A 19,585-nucleotide genomic window follows, 5' to 3' on the forward strand; every position below is an offset into this window, starting at 1 on the left:
TCATGAACAATCGGGAATTGATCCGCTATGTAAAAAAAGCTGCTGTTCGGTTAAAGCTCGTGCACATGACCCGGTCTTTTCAAATAGCGCTATTCCTAGGGCTTTTATCTGCATTTTTACTCGTTCTCGTTTCCCGGTTGTTCGTCCTTCCTTATTATGAATTTTATGCATATGCTGCCGGCTCCCTCTTTTTAATTGGCGGCCTTGTTTTTTCCTATAAGGACATGCCGAAAATCGGCCAAGCAGTAGAACAATTGGATCGTTTTACGCCCCATAATCTTCTATTGACCTCTTGGAAAATACAGGAACAAAACAAGCTGACGGAAGCATTGATTAGACAGACTGCGGAAGTCATCCCTTACAGCTATCAATTATTCAAAAAAGAGCCGCAGCAATGGTTTCAGGGAAAATGGCTGCTGGCTTCGCTGATCACCGGATCGCTGCTGATGATCTCGTTTTTGTTTCCAAGTACGCTTCAGGAACAGGCCAAAGATATTGAGAAGGAACAAGCTGTGATCGAAGAAATAAAAGAAAAAATTGCAGATCTGCAAAAGGATGCCCAAACAGAAATCGTCAAAGAGGAATTGCAAGAAGTTTTAAAGAAAGTGGAACAAAGCGAAACTGCTGAAGAAGCCCTGAAAGAAGTGGTCAAGAAGCAAAAGGAAATGGCCCAGCAGGAACAGCAATTAGCTGCAGAAGGGAAAAGGGCAGAACAGGAACATGCGGATGTTGAAAATGCAGCGAAACAGCTCGCTGAACAAGCGGGAAAAACACAGACCGTTTTAAGCAATATGGGAAAACCCGTAAGTTTTCCTCTTCAACAGACAATTGCCGGAGCCGCAGATCCAGAAGCTTCCAATAACGAAGGAGCAGCATCAGAAGGCACAGAAAGTTCTTCAACATCCGAAAACAAATCCGGCGGAAGCAGCGGCAACGCCAATACTGAATCTCAAAGCGGCAGCAATGGGGAGAGTCAGCAACAAGGCCAAGGACAAGGGCAAAGCCAAGGCCAGGGTCAAGGACAAGGTCAGGGCCAAGGACAGGGTCAAGGACAAGGTCAAGGCCAAGGACAGGGGAAAGGCCAAGGTCAAGGCCAAGGACAGGGTCAAGGCCAAGGAGGTTCCGGATTCGGAGTTGGGCAAGGAAGCCGGGAACTTTTGACCGTCCCTTCTCGGATAGGCGGAGATAGTGAAACGACTGTCGATCAGGGAGAGCTTGGCGAAGGCAATGCTGCAGAAGAACAAGAAGGAGTTGTCCCGGCTACAAAAGGGACGGTCCGTCCGTATTCTGAAGTAGTGGGCGACTACACCGATTCTTATTTTACAAGTGCCGATCGTTTGGCATTGCCGCCAGACCTGCAAAAGGTCGTGGAACAGTATTTCTCAACAGTTGAATCTGAATAATAGAAAGCAGGGGAATTTATGGCGTACACACCGGAAGATTTTAAGGAAATGAGCAATAGACTGCAAGATGTCAAGGATGAAATCGGCAAATTTATCGTCGGGCAAGATCAAGCGGTGGAATTTTCTTTGTATGCGATTTTAGCGGATGGCCATGCGTTGCTCGAAGGGTTGCCTGGACTTGGGAAGACGATGCTGATCCGGACAATTTCAGACGTAATGGACTTGAGTTTTTCCCGCATCCAATTTACACCGGATTTAATGCCTTCTGATATTACTGGCACGAGCCTTATCGAAAGGGATGCGGAAGGCAGGCAGCAATTCACATTCAAGGAAGGCCCGATTTTCCATCAGATGGTTTTAGCGGATGAAATCAACCGGGCAACGCCAAAAACACAAAGCGCCCTGCTCGAAGCGATGGGGGAAAAAACGGTGACGATTTTAGGGGAGACGAAAAGAATGGCGCGCCCGTTTTTCGTCTTGGCAACGCAGAACCCGATTGAAATGGAAGGGACTTATCCGTTGCCGGAAGCCCAGATGGACCGTTTTCTCTGCAAAATTCTCGTCTCATATCCAAACCGCGAAGAACTGGCAGAAATTAGCCGAAGAACAACCGGGGCCGAAACGGTTTCGCTCGTCAAGAAAATGAATACCGCCTCTTTAATCGAAGCGCAGCAAATGGTCAAAGAGGTATTGATTGCGGAAGACATCCTCATGGTGGGGGTCGACATCATCCAGCAGTCAAATCCGGAGTATACCCATTTTGATGAAATTAAACAATTTGTCCAATATGGCAGCGGGCCAAGGGGCCTTCAAAGCCTAATCAAACTGGCCAAAGCGAAGGCACTGGCGGAAGGCCGTTTCCATGTATCGATCGGTGATTTGAAATATGTTACCCCAGCTGTATTAAGGCATCGGATTTTGTTGAATTATGAAGGAGAAGCGGCTGAAAAAACGGTGGATGACCTCATCGGAACAATTTTGGAAACTGCCGGAAGAGGCGCATTAAAATGAGTGGGCTGCAATTGCCAGGGGATTGGGCGAAGCGGTTAAGCCGATACTCCATCGCCACGAAAGCAAAGATCCGCGGCCATCATAAAGGGTCGCACCGTTCCAGCCGATTCGGGTCTTCGCTCGATTTCTCGGATTTTCGGGAATACCATCCTGGAGACGATGTTCGGCATATCGATTGGAATGTCTTTGCCCGGACGGAAAAAGTTTACATCAAACGGTATTTGGATGAACAGGAAATGCGGGTCCATATCTTAATGGATGATTCGAAATCGATGAGAGAAAAATGGCTCTTCTCAAAGCAGTTGGCGTTTTCATTGGGGGCAATGGTATTAAGCAAGGATGACCGGTTGAGCATTTCAGCGGGGGAGGCGTCAGCATCGCCTTTTAAGAAAAAAGGCAAGTCGGCGAGAAAGCTCTTTGAACATTTTATGGTGAGCCTTCCCGATCCTCAAAGCCATTCTTTTGCAAAAAATGCGAGTTTTTACAGTGCGAAAGATTCTACGGTTCTCTTTATTATTTCAGATGGTTTGGAAGAGCTGGAAGAATGGCAACTGTTTTTTAAGCAAGTGCCGAAATACGCGCACGATATCCGTTTTCTCCATCTATCCACTGCTGAAGAAAGGCTTCCGAATTTTGATGGGGATATGCGCCTTATTGACGAGGAAACCGGTTCAGATTTAAATGTAACGATGACGCGCCAGGCAATTGAGGCTTATCTGGAGAAGCGGGAACTGCACAATAGGGCTTTGGAAGCGCTATGTGCAAAACACGGCGTCCATTATATGCCCATCCAAATTGAAGACGGCATCCAACAAGTTATGATTCATCAATTGGCTCGGAAAAAATGGATTGAATAGGGGGAGCGGCGCATGGGAATAGCAAATTGGATTTGGATTTGGACAGCAATCATGCCGCTTGCTGTGTTCCTTTATTATTTTTTCCGGAAAAAATATCAAAATAAAAATGTCTCATCTGTTCTATTTTGGCAAGAAATGATGAAAGAAATTCAAGCCTCACCCTATCTGAAAAAATTACAGCATCATTTGCTGTTTTACCTGCAAATGGCTGCTTTGCTTCTTTGCGTTTTCGGATTGATCGAACCGTATTGGGAGTCAGAGACGGTCCAAGGCAATGAATTGATTTTTATAGTAGACACTTCTGCATCTATGCTTGCCGGTTCGCCAAGCCGCTTCGATCAGCAGAAAACCGCCATGGCGGAATTGGTCGGCCAAGCAGGCGGGAAACCCGTCACGGTTATTAAGACCGGCCAAACACCCGAAGTCGCTGTCCGAGAAGAACGGGATCAGAAAAAGCTTTTAGCAAGCATCGAAAATCTGGAGGTTAACTATGAAGAAGCCCAGATGGACCAAACGATCCTGTTTGCGGAATCTTTAGTGAAAGATGAATCGACCGTCATCCATATCTTCACGGATGCATTTGCGCGTGAAGCATTAGCGTCAAAAACAGAGCAGTCTTTCGTCGTCCATTCTAGCAGCGAGAAATTGGCTAATGCATCCATCCGGCAATTTGGATTGTCCCAATCCGAAAAAGGCCTGCGGGCGATTGTGCAAGTCGTCAATGAAAGCGAAGAACAGATGAAAGGGACGGTCACGCTATCTGCTGGCGGCGTTTCAAAAGAAGCGGAATTGGAGCTGCAGGCGGGAGAGGAACGATTGGTGCCGTTTGAAAACCTGCCTGCAGAAGATTTATGGACTGCTGAAATCCAAGTCAATGATGACTATGCGGCAGATAACCGGATGCTCTCGTTTGTGCAGCAAGAATCGACAGGGGTGGTAGTGGATTCGTCGCTCCATTCCTTGGTGTCGAAAGGGTTTGAATCCATTGGAATGGAGGTGGCGGCTGCCGATCCGTCGCAGTTCAAAGACCGGACCGGTTCAATGCTTGCAACCAATCAAACCGAACTGTTTGATTTGAATTCACCGATTCTGTTGATCGGCAGAAATGATGCCGAAGCAGCAGAAGTCTCAGGAGCAATTGAAACCACTTCACATCCTTTGTTTACTTATGCCGATTTGGAAAATGTCTACGTTTCAGCGCTTTACCCGGGATTTGATGCTTATGAAACGATTGCAGAAATCGATGGAAAACCTTTTATCCAACTAAGTCCGAAAGGCGATATTGCGATTCTTTCGGATATCCAATCGACCAATTGGCCGCTGGATCCCTCTTTTCCATTATTCTTATGGAGTGCCGCAAATGAATTGACGGGAAGCGAAGCTTTTTTAGGCTATTTTCAGCCGAACGAGCATCGCTCCGTCCCGCTTGCTTCTGATGCAGGAGAATGGGAATTGTTCAAAGGCAAAGAGTATGTCGGCTCTTATTTAGAAGGGGAAGGGCCTTTTATAGCCCCAGCAGAGCCCGGCGTTTATGAAGTGAACGGGGACGGCCGATCCATGCAGATGATTGTGCAGTTGAGTTCAGAAGAAAAAACGTTGGCATCCGGTGCATCTTATGCGATCGGCCAAGCATCAGAAGAGGATGAAACGATTCATTATCCTTTGATTCCTTGGGCTATTGCCATTGTCTTATTATTGCTGCTAGTCGAATGGGAGGTGTACCGCCGTGGAATTGCGATTAGATGAACCTCTCTTTCTTTGGCTGCTTGTACCGGCATTGATTTACTTTGCCTATAGCGGATTTCGAAACTTCAAACTCGGCAGTTTTTTCTTCCGGCTGGTTTTTGTTCTGCGCATGGCGGCAGTAGCTGCATTGATTTTTGCCTTAGCCATGCCGTCGATTTACCGGCCAGCCGAACACCAGCAAATCATTTACCTGATGGACCATTCCGCTTCCATGGAAGGAGCGCAAACGGCGATCGCGGAATCGATCGAAGCAGCCATGGCGGAAAAGAAAGATACCCAGCATATCGGCGTCTATACGTTTGCAGAAGATTTTCAGACGCTGTTGCCGGTGTCTCCGGAACAGCGTGCATTGCCGCTCGATCAAAGTACGGGAATGGCTGATCATACAAATATTGCACAAGCTTTGGAACTTGCTGCCCATAGCGGCGATACGGATTTGGCAACACGCCTCGTGCTGATTTCCGATGGCAATGAAACGAAAGCATCTGCGCTCGAAAGCCTGAACCGGCTTCAAAGTGATCGGATTCAAATTGATGTCTTGCCTATCCAGCAGGCGAGTTCACAAGATGCGGCGATTACTGCGTTTGAGACGCCTGCGAAGGCCTTTATAGGAGAATCCCAGGCCTTTTCCTTAAACATCCAGTCAGATGGAGAACGGGAAGCGGAGCTGGTTCTTTCCAAAAATGATGAAGAATTTGACCGGCATCGCATCCAGTTAGTTGATGGAGAAAATTTGTTTGCCTATCGCTATCCTGCAAATGAAGAAGGATTATTGAAATATGAAGCCCGATTGGAAATGGGAGAAGACCGCTATTTGGAAAATAATTCGTTGGTGAGTGTCACGGAAGTAGAAGGGAAGCCTGAATTATTGGTCGTGAGTGGAAGCACTCCGAGTCCGATTCCGGGTTTGCTGGATCGTGAAAATATCCGGACTTCAACTATCGACTCCAACGAGCTTCCGACGAGCCTTTCTTCGATCCTGCAGTATGACGGCATCATCTTTGACAACGTTTCCGGAACTTCCGTCGGAGGCCAGCAAATGGAAGTCATCGAACAGGCAGTCAAACAATTCGGTGTCGGATTCATGATGATCGGCGGAGATCAAAGCTACGGGCTAGGCGGCTATTTTAAATCGCCGATTGAACGGCTGTTGCCGGTCGAAATGGAAGTCAAAGGCAAACACGAACTGCCTTCTCTTGGGCTCGTCATCGTTATGGACCGCTCCGGAAGCATGGCTGGCGTGAAAATGGAATTGGCGAAGGAAGCGGCCGCCCGTTCTGTCGAACTTCTTCGGAAAGATGACACAGTCGGCGTAATCGCATTTGACGATCAGCCTTGGCAAATTGTCGACACGGAAAAACTGGCGGATCCAAAGGAGGCAGCTGATAAGATTCTTTCTGTTACGCCAGGCGGCGGTACAGAAATCTATCGTTCATTGTCAGAAGCTTACGGGCAGTTGGAAGGGCTGGAGCTTCAGCGGAAACACATTATTTTGCTGACGGACGGACAATCCCCGCCGAGTGATTACACGAGCTTGATCGAAGGCGGCAAGGAGGACAATATTACGTTATCGACGGTTTCAATCGGACAAGACGCGGACAGCAGGTTGCTCGAAGAATTGGCTGCAACCGGCAACGGCCGGTTTTATGAAGTGGCGGATGCCACGACGATTCCGGCCATTCTTTCGAGGGAAACAATCATGATGTCCCGGACTTATATCGTAGATGAACCGTTTTATCCGATCGTCTATGACAGCCCTTGGAGTGATTTGTTTTCTGATGGCGTGCCGCAAATGAATGCATATATTGCCACAACGGCTAAGCCATCAGCTTCCGTCGCTTTGGAAAGTGAGGAAGGGGACCCGGTGCTTGCGTCGTGGAATTACGGCCTTGGCAAAACGATTGCCTATACGTCGGGAAGCAGTGCATGGAGCGGAGATTTTCAAGCTTGGAAAAATTGGCCGTCGTTTTGGAACCGTTCCGTTTCTGAACTTTTGCCGTCGTTTGATGAAATCCCCTTTACTGTGGCCCGAAAGCAGCAAGGCGTCTACACCATTGAAGACCCGACTCGGCAATCGGCCATTATGGAAGTGGCCGTTATCGACGAAACAGGAATGGAAATCCCTATGCAAAGTGAACCGGTGGCGCCAGGAAAATTGGAAGTGAAGCTGGATGCAGATCCGGGCTTGGTCTTCTTCAGCATCCGAAATGAAGACCGGGAAGCTTATAAGACCGGCCTGACAATCCCTTACGGCGAGGAATATCGTCTGAGTGGACCGAACACCGCTTTGCTTGCTTCAATAGCTGAGAGAAGCGGAGGGAGAGTTTTAGAATCGCTGGAAGAGTCGCTTCGGGATATCCCCTACGAAAGCGGGACGAATCAGCCGATCCAGCATTTCCTGCTGCTGCTTGCGATGCTGCTATTTTTCGCGGATATTACGATCCGCAGATTCGGCCTTCGATTGATTCCTTCGATGAAAAAAACAAAAGCGGCCGCTTCGCCAATTCAAGAAGCACCGCCGCAGACAATCGAACAATTAATAAAAGCGAAAAAGAGGGAGTGACCTCTTTTTCGCTTTTTTAATGGGCTTGCGCTTTTCTATTGTCCAGACTCCCAGCGCCCAGATTCTCGGGACATAAGCCACTCTGGCTATGCGGCTGAAAAGATGCCGCTTCGCCAGATTGTCTTACGCCTTTCGAATCTATACGGGCGCTTCCGCTTTTCTTAGCTTCTGCTTGTTGCGAGCAGCTGCTGTTTTTTCGCTGACCAGTTGCTTGCAATAAAGAAGCACGTAATCAAAATAGCTGTTCCGAAAATATAAGGGAAGCTCAGGTCGATATCAAAGAGAATTCCTGCCATCGCAGGCCCGAACATGTTCCCGAGGCTCATATACGCATTGTTCATGCCAGCGGCAAATCCTTGCTCATTCCCGGCAAGCTTTGAAATCAAGGTGTTGATGGCCGGGCGCAGCAGCGAGGCCGCTGTAAAGAAGACAGCTGCGACTAAAAGAATCGTCCAAAACGTGTTGACAAAAAGAATCCCTATCATCGCTCCAGCAGAAACGAGCAAGTTGACGAGGATGACTTTCATTTCACCGAAGCGCTTGAATAATTTATTGATGACAAAAGTTTGAACGATGACGCCGACAAATCCGCCGATGGTGATCAAGACCGCAATTTCCTTCGGAGTGAATTGGTATTTCTTGTCGACATATAGAGCGATCGTCGATTGGAAGTTGGCCAATCCGAAAGCGAAAATCAGCATGACCAATAGCATGACGAAGTAGGGAGTTGTGGTCGAACGTTTTAATTGCTGCAAGAGGTTCTCCGATTTTGCTGGAGCCGCTGGAATCGTCGGTGCGACGTTCGGCAATGCGATAAAGGAAATGACTGCTGCAAGTAACGCGACGGTTGTGGCCACATAAAATGGAAATTGCAGGCTGACTTCAGCCAGGAATCCCCCAAAGCCGGGTCCGACCATAAAGCCGAGCGACATGGATGCACCAAGAAGGCCCATGCCTTTGCCGCGTTCTTCGAAAGTGGTGATATCGGCAACGAAAGCCATCATCGGAGGAATCAGGAAAGCCGCTCCCAAGCCACTAAAGAAACGTGCCAAGTACAGGATCCATAAATCCGAAGCGAGACCGAAGACAAGCTGCGAAAGCCCAAAAATGATCAAACCGACAATGATCAGCTTTTTGCGTCCGTATTTATCGGACAATTGCCCGGATAAAGGAGAGAAAAGAAATTGAGCAAGAGCGAAAGTGGCGATTAATGTACCAAGTGCTTGGCCTGCGACACCGAACGTGGCCAGGTATTCCGGCATGATCGGGATGATGAGGCCGATGCCGCTCATTGCGATAAACATATTGAACATCAATACATACAACGCGAATTTATTTGATTTAGCGGCCATAGCGTATCCTTCTTTCACTGTATATATTTCGTGTTCCTAAATTTTATCACAAAGATACTCAATACCATACCCTTTTGCCAAAAGAAAAAACAGGCAGCTGGCTGCCTGTTAATTTTCCATATCCATTTTGAATTCCAAAAATAATTCATTGTAGATGCCGAGCATTTCCAGCCCTAAGTTTTCGTACACTTCCAGGTGTTCCCGAAGTTCTTCAGGCGGATAGAAGCGCTCGTCACCTGTCACTTCCGGATCCATGATTTCAATCGCTGCTTGGTTCGGTGTGGAATACCCGACATAATCTGCATTTTGGGCAGCCGTTTCCGCTCCCAGCATGAAATTGATGAATGCATGGGCGCCTTCTACATTGCTGGAAGTCTTCGGAATGACCATATTGTCAAACCATAAGTTTGAGCCTTCCTCCGGCACTGAATAATCGATGTTTTCGTTGATCCACATCATATCTGCCGCTTGTCCGGACCACGTCAAAGCAACAGCCGCTTCTTCGCGCCGCATCATTTCGACGATTTCATCCCCGATAATGGCTTTTGTGTTCGGGCCGAGCGTTTTCAGTTTATCCGTGGCTTCCCGGAGCTCTGAAACATCTGTCGAGTTCAGGGAGTAGCCAAGGCTGTTCAACCCCATTCCGATGACTTCACGTGCACTGTCCACCAGAATGACTTCCTGTTTCAGCGTAGGGTCCCATAAATCATCCCAGCTTTCGAACGTTTGGCCTTCCAGCAAAGTCGGATTATAAGCGATACCGACAGTTCCCCAGAAATAAGGGATGGAATATTCATTGCCCGGATCAAAAGGAAGGTCAAGGAAATACGGATCGATGTTTTTTAAGTTCGGAATTTTTTCGTGATCGATCGGGATCAATAAATCATTTTCCTTCATTTTTTCAATGGCATATTCCGAAGGCATTGCGACATCGTAAGACGTGCCGCCTTGCTCGATTTTTGTCATCATCGCTTCATTTGAATCGAAGGTTTCGTACACGACATTGATATTGGTTTCATCTTCAAATTGCTGGACCAATTCGGGGTCGATGTATTCGCCCCAGTTGTAGACGGTAATCGATCCTCCGCCAGTGGTTGCGGAACTTTTCTCAAGGACGGATACGCCGTAAAGAAGCAGGGCAGAAGCGACCAGAATCGCGACTGTAGCTTGAATTATGCTTTTCATCTTAATGGCCTCCTGTTCCGATGCTATTCCGTGCCCGTTGGTTAAAGAAGTAATAGCCGACAACAAGGCCGAGTGTTATCACAAAGATCAAGGCGGAAAGTGCATTGATCGTCAATGTGATTCCGGCACGCGCCATCGAATAGATTTCAACGGAAAGCGTTGAGAATCCGTTTCCTGTAACAAAGAACGTAACCGCAAAGTCATCCAATGAATAGGTCAACGCTAAAAAGAATCCTGCGAAAATCCCCGGCTTGATGTAGGGAATTATCACCCGCGTCAAAATATCGCGTTTCGTAGCACCCAGATCTGCTGCAGCGTCAATTAACGTGCTGCTCATTTCCTGCAGTTTCGGCAAGACCATGATGACGACGATTGGAATGCTGAAGGCGATATGTGAAATCAGGACAGAAGCGAATCCGAGCTTAACGCCGATCATTGTAAACAGGATTAGGAACGATGCACCGATAATGACGTCCGGGCTGACAATCAGAATATTGTTCAGCGACAGCACCGCATTGCGCATTTTACGATTTCGCAAGAACACAATGCCAATGGCCCCAAGAACACCAATCGCTGTTGAAATCAATGACGACAGCAAAGCGATGATGACCGTATTCATCAAAATGATGAGCAGCCGCGTGTCGTTAAAGACTGCTGCATAATGTTCCATCGTAAACCCGTCGAAGTTCGACATCGTTCCGCCGCTATTGAATGAATAAAAGATCAAGTAAAAAATTGGTGCATATAAGATAAAGAAGACAAGTGCCAAATAGACTTTTGCTTTTTTACTTAGTTTTTCCATTTGCAGAGCCTCCTTTTTCCCGCTGCCCGGTCAGCATCATAATGATGATCATGAAGAGGATTAAAAACACCGCAATCGTTGAACCCATCCCCCAGTTTTGCGTCACCAGGAATTGCTGTTCAATGGCTGTACCGAGCGTGATGACTTTATTGCCCGCGATCAAACGCGTAATGACAAATAGCGACAGCGCTGGGATGAAAACGGCTTGGACGCCGGATTTTACGCCGTTGATGGTCAACGGGAAAATCACTTTTCTGAATGTCATCCAGGATGAGGCGCCAAGGTCACGTGATGCATCCATCAACGCCGGATTCAATTTATCCAAGGAATTGAAGATCGGCAAAATCATGAACGGAATAAAAATGTAAACCGATACGAAAATGAAACTGAAATCCGTGAACAGGATTTGCTGCTCGCCAATGCCGATGGCTGCCAAGAATTTATTGGCCGGGCCGTACAAGCCGAAGATTCCGATAAAGGCGTAGGTCTTCAAGAGTAAATTGATCCATGAAGGGATAATGATCAGCAGCAGCCACAATTGCTTATGCTTTGTTTTCGTCAGCCAGTAGGCAGTCGGATAAGCAATCAGAATCGAAAAGAAGGTCACCAGAAATGCATACCAGAACGAGCTCAGCGTCAGCCGCAGATAGACGGATGAAAAGAAATTCTGGTAGTTCTCGAGCGTCAAATTTCCTTGCAGGTCAAAGAACGAGTAATAGACGACCAATGCAATCGGCGCGATGACAAACAGCGCAATCCAAATATAATAGGGGATCAGATAGAAACTGCGTGCTCCTTTACTTTTCATCGGCTTCTGCTCCATATGATTCGAGACGTGCATCAAACGCTTCTTCGGATTCGTTCAAGCGCATAACGTGAATGGCTTCCGGATCAAAATCCAAGCCGATCAGGGAGCCGACTTCCGCTTTCTTGGTGGAGTGTACAAGCCATTCGTTCCCGACTTCATCAATAGTGGAAATTTCAAAATGAACGCCGCGGAATAGCTGGGTATCGACTGTGACGGCCATTTTTCCTTGGCTTACGGAAGTGATTTCAAGGTCTTCCGGACGAATGACAATTTCAACCTGTTCATTGGGATTTAACCCTTGGTCGACGCACTCAAATTCTTTATTGGCAAAACGGACACGGTAGTCTTCGATCATTTCACCTGCGACGATATTGGATTCGCCGATAAAATCCGCCACGAATCGGTTGATCGGCTCATCGTAAATGTCCATCGGCGTACCGCTTTGCTGGATCTCGCCGGCTTTCATAACGAAAATTTCATCCGACATGGCAAGTGCTTCTTCCTGGTCATGTGTGACGAAAATAAAGGTTTTGCCAAGGCGCTGCTGAAGTTCACGCAATTCGTACTGCATTTCGGTCCGCAATTTCAGATCCAGCGCAGATAGGGGTTCATCAAGCAAAATCACTTCCGGGTCATTGACAATCGCCCGCGCAATCGCGACGCGTTGGCGCTGCCCGCCGGACATTTCACTGATTTCCCGATTTTCATATCCTTTTAAGTTCACGAATTCCAAAGCTTCTTTCACACGGCGTTCAACTTCCGCTTTTTTTAACTTTTTGATGCGGAGCCCGAAAGCCACATTCTCAAATACGTTAAGGTGGGGAAAGAGGGCATAATCCTGGAATACTGTATTTACTTGGCGTTCGTTGGCGGGAATGTTATTGACTTTTTTTCCTTCAATATAGACATCGCCTTTGGTCGGTGTAATAAACCCGGCGATCAAACGCAGGATCGTCGTTTTACCGCAGCCGGAAGGGCCGAGAAGGGTATAGAATTTTCCTTTTTCAAGTTCAAAGCTGACATCGTTCAAGACAGGGCCAGCCCCGTCATAGATTTGCGAAACATTTTCAAAACGAATGATTGATGTATCCAATAGGTATCCCTCCAAATTTACAAATATGATTGTGTGGCAACAATGATCATTTCTGATTTTCCAGAATGGGCATTAATAAGCTGATGATGGTCAGAAGCTTCATAATAAAGGGAATCTCCAGCACTTGCAAGATACTCGTTGTCTCCAAGGACGAGGCGTACCCGGCCTTCAAGCACATAAATGAAGGTTTCGGCAAGGGAAGGTTCAAAGTGTTTGAATTGCCCATTCTCTTCCAGTGTCAGATAGACGGGCTCCATTTCCTTTTCATTGGAAGTGGTGATGAGCCAATCAATTTCATAGCCGGATTCCGTGTCCGTGTGGATTGTATGGTCGCTTGGTGTATAAACAACTTTCACTTCTTTATCGGAGTCATCAAAAAATTCCTTCGGCGTCGTGCCGAGAACTTCCAGCAGCGAAAATAGCGTTTCAATCGAAGGGGAATTCATATCCCGCTCCAACTGGGAGATGAAGCCTTTGCTCAAATCTGTCCGCTCACCGAGTTCTTCCTGCGTCAATCCATTTTTTAGCCGCAGCCGCTTTATTTTCATTCCGATTTGCACGCAGCTTCACCTCGTTTTATATAGTAATAGTAAACTTTGAATAAATTAAGTTTAGTAAAAATATACTTTAAGTTTACTAACAGCAATTATCATTATACAAAAACCCGTTCGTTTTTCAAGTATAATAAATAATTTAAAAAAAATTTTTCTTAAACATTGCTTTTTACCGCAAAACTTTATTATTATAAAGAAATGGAGTAAAACGTGAATACGCAAAGAAAACACTTTTAACTTTGAAATATGATGATATGATAATTAAAAGATGACCATGTGTAACCTATCTTTCGGGAGTGATCAATTTGAACGGCAAAATGAATTTTTTCCTGGACCCTAAAAACCGTATTGTCCAAAAATCTTCAATCATGAATTATAAACAGGACCAGCAAGGTCTTTACCTAGTAGCGAATAAACAATTTATCAATTGGATGGATGTCCATACTTATTGCCATACGTGTTTGTCTGCTTTGACTTTCGACGACGAATTCGACGCAAGCTATTGCTCGAGCTGCAACGAGTGGCGTGAAGAAAAATGCAGCGACATCCATTGTGAATACTGCGAAAAACGGCCGAAACGGCCATTGGATCCCCGCTGACATAGTGGGGGTTTATTTTTTTTAAGCGCTATTTTTGGATGGGAATATGCTAAACTAATGGCTATAAAAGAATTTGGGGGATGTATATGAAGAAAGAATTTGTAGTCATCGGCCTCGGGCGATTCGGTGGAAGCATTGTCCGCGAACTGATTGAACAAGATGCAGATGTAATGGCAATTGATAAAGATACTGAACGGGTTGATGAATTTGCGAGCATCGCGACGCAGGCAGTTGTCGCTGATACGACAGATGAAGCGGTACTTAAATCTCTCGGCATCCGCAATTTTGAACATGTCATTGTCGCCATCGGTGAAAATATCCAAGCGAGCATCCTTACGACATTAATGCTAAAAGAAATAGGCGTCAAAAAGATCACCGTTAAAGCCCAAAATGACTACCATGCGAAAGTGTTGAACAAAATAGGGGCGGATCACGTCGTTCATCCGGAACGGGATATGGGGATCCGAATCGCCCATAATATGTTATCCAATAATGTGTTGGATTACTTAGAGTTATCGGATGAGCATTCCATTGCCGAGATCCAAGCCAATGAAAAGCTCGCGGGGCGAACGTTGATCGGTTTAGACATACGCGCAAAATACGGCATTAATATCGTCGCCATTAAAAGAGAAGGCCAAATCTTAGTATCGCCGCAGGCCGATATGGAAATCGAATTGGCCGACGTATTGATCATTATCGGGTCGGATGCGGATATCAACCGATTTGAAAAGAAAGTCCTCAACTGAAAACGGAGGATAATAGAAAAAAAGCGTTCGCGTCAGGAATTCCTGACACGAACGCTTTTTTTGTTGATGATAGTTGAAATTTTTTTCTGATGTCCAGTCTGCAGCACCTAGCCCCACGAGACGCTTCGGTCTTGCCGATAATGGCAAAGAATGCCATTGCCTTCAAAACCTCCAGCGATTGTCGGGGCTGAACAGGTGGTTCCGCTTTTCTAGACTTCCATGATGATCGGCAAGATCATTGGGCGGCGTTTTGTTTTTTCATATAGGTACGGCCCCAACACGTCTGAGATATCGCTTTTCAGCTCAGCCCATTCAGTGTTTTTGCCATGGATCTTTTTGTTTAAATGGCGGTTCAGCATTTGCTGAGCCTCGTAGATCATCGTTCCGGATTCACGCATGTAGACAAATCCGCGCGAGATGATGTCCGGACCGGATACCATTTTGTTTTTCTTCATATCAACGCTGACTACAACGATGACCAATCCTTCTTCAGAAAGCACACGGCGGTCGCGTAGAACGATATTGCCGATGTCGCCGATGCCGCTTCCGTCGATGTAAACATCTCCGGCAGGAATGCGTCCGGCAACAGAAGCTTCATTTTGGCTAAGTGCCAAGACATCGCCGTTTTCCATGATGAACGTGTTTTCCAGCGGCACATCGCAATCCACGGCTAACTGGGCATGGATTTTTTGCATGCGGTGTTCGCCGTGGATCGGCATAAAGAATTTTGGTTTGATCAAACGAAGCATCAATTTGTTTTCCGGCTGTGAACCGTGTCCGGAAGTATGGACGTTGTTCAATGAGCCGTGGATCACATCTGCTCCGGCGCGGAACAGCAAATTGATCGTCCGGTTGACGCTGCTCGTATTGCCCGGAATCGGGGAAGACGAGAAAACGACCGTATCATTCGGCTGGATCTGGATTTGACGATGCGTCCCGTTGGCAATTCTTGAAAGAGCTGCCATCGGCTCGCCTTGGGAACCTGTACATAGAATCAGCACTTCATTGGCAGGCAGGCGGTTCAATGTTTGCGTATCTACGAAAGCATCTTCTGGTGCGGTAATATAGCCAAGTTCACGGCCGATTGTTATCGCGTTGTCCATGCTTCGGCCGAATACCGCAATTTTGCGGCCTTGAGCCACAGCTTCGTCTGTCACTTGCTGAAGGCGATAAATATTAGATGCGAATGTTGCAAAAATTAAGCGGCCATCCACTTTTCTCATAATGTCCTTGATGGACTCGCCGACTTTGCGTTCAGACATCGTGAAGTCGGGAACTTCAGCATTTGTACTATCAGAAAGCAGGCATAGCACGCCTTCGCTTCCGATTTGAGCCATTTTCAACAAGTTGGCAGGTTCGCCTACCGGCGTGAAATCGAACTTGAAATCTCCAGTATGGACGATGTTGCCGGGAGGCGTTTTGACGACGACTCCGAAAGCATCTGGTATACTGTGGGTCGTACGGAAGAAACTGACTGAAGTTTTCCGGAATTTGATGACATCTTCCTCTTCGATTTCAATCATTTTAGTTTGGCGAAGCAAACCATGTTCTTCTAATTTCTTGCGCAGCAAGCCTAAAGCCAGTTTGCCGCCATAGACCGGAATGTTGATCTTTTTCAAGAGGTAAGGGATTCCGCCGATATGGTCTTCATGTCCGTGTGTCACGAACAAGCCTTTAATTTTGTCTGCGTTTTTTACGAGATAAGTATAATCCGGAATAACATAATCGATTCCGAGCAAATCGTCTTCCGGAAATTTGATGCCCGCATCGATCAGAATGATTTCATCCTGGAACTGGACACCATACGTATTTTTGCCGATTTCGCCTAGTCCGCCGAGTGCGAATACAGCTGTTTGATCATTCTTAACAAATTTCATAGTCAGTCCAAGCTCTCAACTTCGAAATTTTCGCTGGCTTGTTCATATTCCAAATGGCTTCCTTCAAGCAGCTGGATAAATTCGATGTTATAGTTGCGGTCTTTCAAGTGGAATCTTACTTCTCGCTCGGATGATGCTTCTACATAGAGGCTCTTGGTGTTTTCGCGAACTGGGACCTCTGCACGGTTTTCTTGATACAATACTTTAAAAATCATAATTTGCTCTCCTTTTGCACGTTCAATTAAATTCACTTTCTTTATATTATCATGACCGTGTTTTAAAATAAAGAATAGCCCTCCTTATTTATTAAGAAGGGCTAAACCGATTATGCGATTTTCTTTTTGTTCATAATGCCGTTTAGCTGTCTGAGAAGTCTTCTTTTCATACGTTTCAGTTTCAGCATGGCTATCTCACTCCTTAAATGCATTATACTGTATTTTCAGATAAATGTAAAGATTGAGGGCTGTTTTATAATAAAAAATTGATAGGAGAATGATGCATGAGTAAATTATTGTTATTGGATATTGATGGAACATTGATGAATTCGAAAAAAGAAATTCCGGAAAGTGCAAAAGCTGCATTGATCCAGGCGAAAGAAAACGGACATGATTTGGCTATCGCTACCGGACGGGCTCCTTTTATGATTAATAAAGTTTTAAAAGAAACGGGCATTCGTACATATATTACTTTTAATGGCCAATACATTGTCCATGAAGATGAGTGCATCCACAGGGAAGCGCTAGATACAGATCTTTTGTCATCGATTGTTGAATTTGCAGAAAAGCGCGCGCACCCGATTGTTTTCATGAATGAGAAAAAAATGGTTTCATCCATTGACTACCATCCTGATATCGATGAAAGCATCAAAACTTTAAAATTCCCTCATCCTGAAATGGTGGAAGATTTTCATAAAGACCATGACATTTACCAGGCGCTTGTTTTTTGTGAGGAAGACGAAGAGCAGCAATATCATGATACATTCAAGGAAATGCAATTTGTCCGTTGGCACCGCGTGTCATGCGACATCTTGCCGAAAGGCGGAACAAAAGCGAGCGGCATTGAACATTTAATCCGCGCAACCGGCCACACCCTCGAAGACACAATTGCTTTTGGCGACGGCTTGAATGATTTGCAGATGATGGAGAAGGCAGGCATTAGCGTAGCGATGGCAAACGGCCATGAAGAAACGAAAAAGCGCGCAACCTATGTAACGGATCATGTGGATGAAGACGGGCTCGCCAATGCATTCAAACATTTGAAGCTAATTTAAATAGAATAAGCAAAAAAAAGAGGCTCGGATTATTCATCCGAGTCTCTTCCTATTGGCATGGCATTTTCAATTTCGGCAAACGGGTTTTTAGGATTGATGTGGTCAAAGAACATAACGCCATTCAAATGATCGAGCTCATGCTGGAAAGCAATAGCCGGCAGCCCTTTTAAACGCATTTTGTATTCTTCGCCTTCTAGATTGAAAGCTTTGATGGTGATGCGGGCATGGCGGGGAACATATCCCGGAATAGCGCGGTCTACGGATAAACAGCCTTCGCCAGCAGTCAAATAAGCTTTTTCGACAGAATGGCTGACGATTTTAGGATTGATGGCAATCAAGCTTAGATTTTCGCCGCTTGTTTCATCAAAATGCAGCGCGAAAATCCGTTTCGCCTGGTTGACTTGAGGAGCTGCAATCCCAACACCTGGGCGCAGATCATATTTTTCGATCATTTCATCGTCTTGGCTATTAATGACATATTGCAAAAGGTCCTCGGCAAGTTTACGGTCTTCTTCGGAAAGCGGAAAGCTTACTTCTTCCGAACGTTGACGGAGCGTAGGATGGCCTTCGCGGATTATATCTTTCATGAGTATCAAGTGTATTCATCCTTTCATACTGACACATTACACTTAAGTATAACGCACGAACGGGAAAGCCGGAAAGAAAAAAGCAACACTGCCCGTGAATTTGCGTTTGCGCCTATTTTATAGGCTTAAAATTTGCCTGCTCTGTTTTAAGCCTGCCGGGGCTCTCTGGGCGCTTGCGCTTTTCTATTGTCCAGACTCCAGCAGCCAAGTTCTCTGGACTTAAGCCGTCTCACCTGTGCGGCAGAATACGCCGCTTCGGCAATCCGTCTTATGCCCGTCGAACTTACATGGCTACTTGCGCTTTTCTATCACGAATATTATAGTTAATTTATGTAATAAGGAGGTTTTTTTGTGAAAAAAGTTTTTATGACAACGATTTTTTCGAGTGCTTTATTGCTAAGTGCTTGTTCAGGGCAATACGCCGGAGAACAATTGGATAATGTATTACAAGACACATTTTCTGCTGAAAAAGAGTACCGGGATACGCAAAGTGAAATGGAAAAGCTGGAAAAGAACGAACAGCAATTATTCGAGTCCATTATGGGCTTGACTCAGGAGCAGCAAGAAGAAGTAAGCAGCCAAGCGCAGGAGGCGATGGAATCGGCTGATCAGCGTTTAGAACTCCTGAAAAATGAAAACGAATCGATGCAGAATGCCGAAGAAGAATTTAAGGCAATTGACACGGTAATCGAAGAAACCGATGAAGATTCGCTGAAAACGGATTTAACGGAGCTGAAAACGAAAATGCAGGAACGCTTCGAAGCGCATGCGGATTTTGCAGAAGCTTATGAAGAACTGACAGCCCTTCAAAAAGAGCTTTACGATATGCTCCTGAACGAAGAAACAGAACTTCAAGCTTTGCAGGAAAAAGCGATGGAAGTAAATGAGAAAAACACAGCGGTCCAAGAAACTGTGGCAGTTTTCAATGAACGGACCGAACAGTTCAATGAGATGAAAGACAATGTGATTGAAGAGCTTGAAAAAGAAGAGAAATGAAGAAATGCTTAGAAACCCTAAATAGAGAGACGAAAAGAGCTGCCTTATAGACTTGGGCAGCTCTTTTTCTGTCCTATAAAAGGAAGGATTAACTCTTCCTGTGATATAATACAGGGCTATTGGAAACGGTAGTACA

At 45.9% G+C, this 19,585-nt stretch carries 18 protein-coding genes; 9 read left to right on the forward strand and 9 right to left on the reverse strand.

The features are described from left to right. Positions 1 to 2 precede the first annotated feature (2 nt). The 5 genes from MTR82_RS00780 to MTR82_RS00800 are packed head-to-tail and all read left to right on the forward strand — an operon-like array spanning position 3 to position 7,580. Positions 3 to 1,403: a cell envelope integrity TolA family protein gene (locus tag MTR82_RS00780; protein ID WP_246807395.1), complete on the forward strand. Its 1,401-nt coding sequence runs from the start codon at positions 3 to 5 to the stop codon at positions 1,401 to 1,403. 18 nt (positions 1,404 to 1,421) lie between these two features. After that, on the forward strand, positions 1,422 to 2,414 hold the full coding sequence (locus MTR82_RS00785) for an AAA family ATPase (RefSeq protein WP_246807396.1): 993 nt from the start codon (positions 1,422 to 1,424) through the stop codon (positions 2,412 to 2,414). Further along, positions 2,411 to 3,271 (forward strand): DUF58 domain-containing protein, encoded by an 861-nt coding sequence (locus MTR82_RS00790; RefSeq protein ID WP_246807397.1) that lies wholly within the window; start codon positions 2,411 to 2,413, stop codon positions 3,269 to 3,271. Before MTR82_RS00785 ends, MTR82_RS00790 begins: the two co-directional genes overlap by 4 nt. A 12-nt stretch (positions 3,272 to 3,283) precedes the next feature. After that, complete coding sequence (locus MTR82_RS00795; RefSeq protein WP_246807398.1) at positions 3,284 to 5,017, forward strand: vWA domain-containing protein; 1,734 nt, start codon at positions 3,284 to 3,286, stop codon at positions 5,015 to 5,017. Beyond that, positions 4,998 to 7,580: a VWA domain-containing protein gene (locus tag MTR82_RS00800; protein WP_246807399.1), complete on the forward strand. Its 2,583-nt coding sequence runs from the start codon at positions 4,998 to 5,000 to the stop codon at positions 7,578 to 7,580. The genes MTR82_RS00795 and MTR82_RS00800 overlap by 20 nt, the downstream gene beginning before the upstream one ends. Before the next feature lie 161 nt (positions 7,581 to 7,741). Here the strand turns inward: MTR82_RS00800 and MTR82_RS00805 are convergent, their stop codons facing one another. From MTR82_RS00805 to MTR82_RS00830, 6 genes are all read right to left on the reverse strand, one after another. Continuing rightward, positions 7,742 to 8,932, reverse strand: coding sequence for an MFS transporter (locus MTR82_RS00805; RefSeq protein ID WP_246807400.1), 1,191 nt, complete (start codon positions 8,930 to 8,932; stop codon positions 7,742 to 7,744). 108 nt (positions 8,933 to 9,040) lie between these two features. Further along, on the reverse strand, positions 9,041 to 10,117 hold the full coding sequence (locus tag MTR82_RS00810; protein WP_246807401.1) for an ABC transporter substrate-binding protein: 1,077 nt from the start codon (positions 10,115 to 10,117) through the stop codon (positions 9,041 to 9,043). A 1-nt stretch (position 10,118) separates the two neighbouring features. Continuing rightward, positions 10,119 to 10,919, reverse strand: coding sequence for an ABC transporter permease (locus MTR82_RS00815; protein WP_246807402.1), 801 nt, complete (start codon positions 10,917 to 10,919; stop codon positions 10,119 to 10,121). Next, entirely contained in the window at positions 10,903 to 11,727 is an 825-nt protein-coding gene (locus MTR82_RS00820) for an ABC transporter permease (protein ID WP_052651036.1), read from the reverse strand. Before MTR82_RS00820 ends, MTR82_RS00815 begins: the two co-directional genes overlap by 17 nt. Then, on the reverse strand, positions 11,717 to 12,820 hold the full coding sequence (locus MTR82_RS00825) for an ABC transporter ATP-binding protein (protein WP_052651037.1): 1,104 nt from the start codon (positions 12,818 to 12,820) through the stop codon (positions 11,717 to 11,719). Before MTR82_RS00825 ends, MTR82_RS00820 begins: the two co-directional genes overlap by 11 nt. A gap of 17 nt (positions 12,821 to 12,837) precedes the next feature. Further along, positions 12,838 to 13,380, reverse strand: a complete 543-nt coding sequence (locus tag MTR82_RS00830; RefSeq protein ID WP_052651038.1) for a helix-turn-helix domain-containing protein — start codon at positions 13,378 to 13,380, stop codon at positions 12,838 to 12,840. A gap of 299 nt (positions 13,381 to 13,679) precedes the next feature. Here MTR82_RS00830 and MTR82_RS00835 point away from each other — a divergent pair, with 299 nt between their 5' ends. Together MTR82_RS00835 and MTR82_RS00840 are read left to right on the forward strand one after the other, a co-directional pair. Beyond that, positions 13,680 to 13,973, forward strand: coding sequence for a hypothetical protein (locus MTR82_RS00835; RefSeq protein ID WP_052651039.1), 294 nt, complete (start codon positions 13,680 to 13,682; stop codon positions 13,971 to 13,973). Positions 13,974 to 14,059: 86 nt separating this feature from the next. Beyond that, the gene (locus tag MTR82_RS00840) at positions 14,060 to 14,719 is read left to right on the forward strand and encodes a potassium channel family protein (protein WP_052651040.1); all 660 of its coding nucleotides are present in this window, start codon (positions 14,060 to 14,062) and stop codon (positions 14,717 to 14,719) included. Positions 14,720 to 14,928: 209 nt separating this feature from the next. On the opposite strand, the gene rnjA is transcribed toward MTR82_RS00840, so the two are convergent. Continuing rightward, entirely contained in the window at positions 14,929 to 16,596 is a 1,668-nt protein-coding gene (rnjA, locus tag MTR82_RS00845) for a ribonuclease J1 (RefSeq protein ID WP_052651041.1), read from the reverse strand. Positions 16,597 to 16,598: 2 nt separating this feature from the next. Then, on the reverse strand, positions 16,599 to 16,811 hold the full coding sequence (locus MTR82_RS00850; RefSeq protein ID WP_052651042.1) for a DNA-dependent RNA polymerase subunit epsilon: 213 nt from the start codon (positions 16,809 to 16,811) through the stop codon (positions 16,599 to 16,601). 284 nt (positions 16,812 to 17,095) lie between these two features. Between MTR82_RS00850 and MTR82_RS00855 the strand changes: the two genes are divergently transcribed. Then, on the forward strand, positions 17,096 to 17,866 hold the full coding sequence (locus tag MTR82_RS00855) for a Cof-type HAD-IIB family hydrolase (protein ID WP_246807403.1): 771 nt from the start codon (positions 17,096 to 17,098) through the stop codon (positions 17,864 to 17,866). Between the two features lie 29 nt (positions 17,867 to 17,895). Here MTR82_RS00855 and def read toward each other — a convergent pair whose 3' ends face one another. Then, entirely contained in the window at positions 17,896 to 18,462 is a 567-nt protein-coding gene (gene def, locus MTR82_RS00860) for a peptide deformylase (protein ID WP_052651044.1), read from the reverse strand. Positions 18,463 to 18,804: 342 nt separating this feature from the next. On the opposite strand from def, the gene MTR82_RS00865 reads away from it, so the two are divergent. Beyond that, positions 18,805 to 19,449 carry a YkyA family protein gene (locus MTR82_RS00865; RefSeq protein WP_246807404.1) on the forward strand — a complete coding sequence of 215 codons (645 nt, stop codon included), beginning with the start codon at positions 18,805 to 18,807 and terminating at the stop codon, positions 19,447 to 19,449. Positions 19,450 to 19,585 lie beyond the last annotated feature (136 nt).

The organism is Planococcus ruber, from assembly GCF_022819085.1.
Classification (GTDB): domain Bacteria; phylum Bacillota; class Bacilli; order Bacillales_A; family Planococcaceae; genus Planococcus; species Planococcus ruber.

What these genes read in the sequence shown, in the direction of transcription:
- MTR82_RS00780 (WP_246807395.1), top strand. Translation starts at nt 3, where the DNA reads ATGAACAATCGGGAATTGATCCGCTATGTAAAAAAAGCTGCTGTTCGG.
- MTR82_RS00785 (WP_246807396.1), top strand. Translation starts at nt 1,422, where the DNA reads ATGGCGTACACACCGGAAGATTTTAAGGAAATGAGCAATAGACTGCAA.
- MTR82_RS00790 (WP_246807397.1), top strand. Translation starts at nt 2,411, where the DNA reads ATGAGTGGGCTGCAATTGCCAGGGGATTGGGCGAAGCGGTTAAGCCGA.
- MTR82_RS00795 (WP_246807398.1), top strand. Translation starts at nt 3,284, where the DNA reads ATGGGAATAGCAAATTGGATTTGGATTTGGACAGCAATCATGCCGCTT.
- MTR82_RS00805 (WP_246807400.1), bottom strand. Translation starts at nt 8,932, where the DNA reads ATGGCCGCTAAATCAAATAAATTCGCGTTGTATGTATTGATGTTCAAT.
- MTR82_RS00810 (WP_246807401.1), bottom strand. Translation starts at nt 10,117, where the DNA reads ATGAAAAGCATAATTCAAGCTACAGTCGCGATTCTGGTCGCTTCTGCC.
- MTR82_RS00815 (WP_246807402.1), bottom strand. Translation starts at nt 10,919, where the DNA reads ATGGAAAAACTAAGTAAAAAAGCAAAAGTCTATTTGGCACTTGTCTTC.
- MTR82_RS00820 (WP_052651036.1), bottom strand. Translation starts at nt 11,727, where the DNA reads ATGAAAAGTAAAGGAGCACGCAGTTTCTATCTGATCCCCTATTATATT.
- MTR82_RS00840 (WP_052651040.1), top strand. Translation starts at nt 14,060, where the DNA reads ATGAAGAAAGAATTTGTAGTCATCGGCCTCGGGCGATTCGGTGGAAGC.
- rnjA (WP_052651041.1), bottom strand. Translation starts at nt 16,596, where the DNA reads ATGAAATTTGTTAAGAATGATCAAACAGCTGTATTCGCACTCGGCGGA.
- MTR82_RS00850 (WP_052651042.1), bottom strand. Translation starts at nt 16,811, where the DNA reads ATGATTTTTAAAGTATTGTATCAAGAAAACCGTGCAGAGGTCCCAGTT.
- MTR82_RS00855 (WP_246807403.1), top strand. Translation starts at nt 17,096, where the DNA reads ATGAGTAAATTATTGTTATTGGATATTGATGGAACATTGATGAATTCG.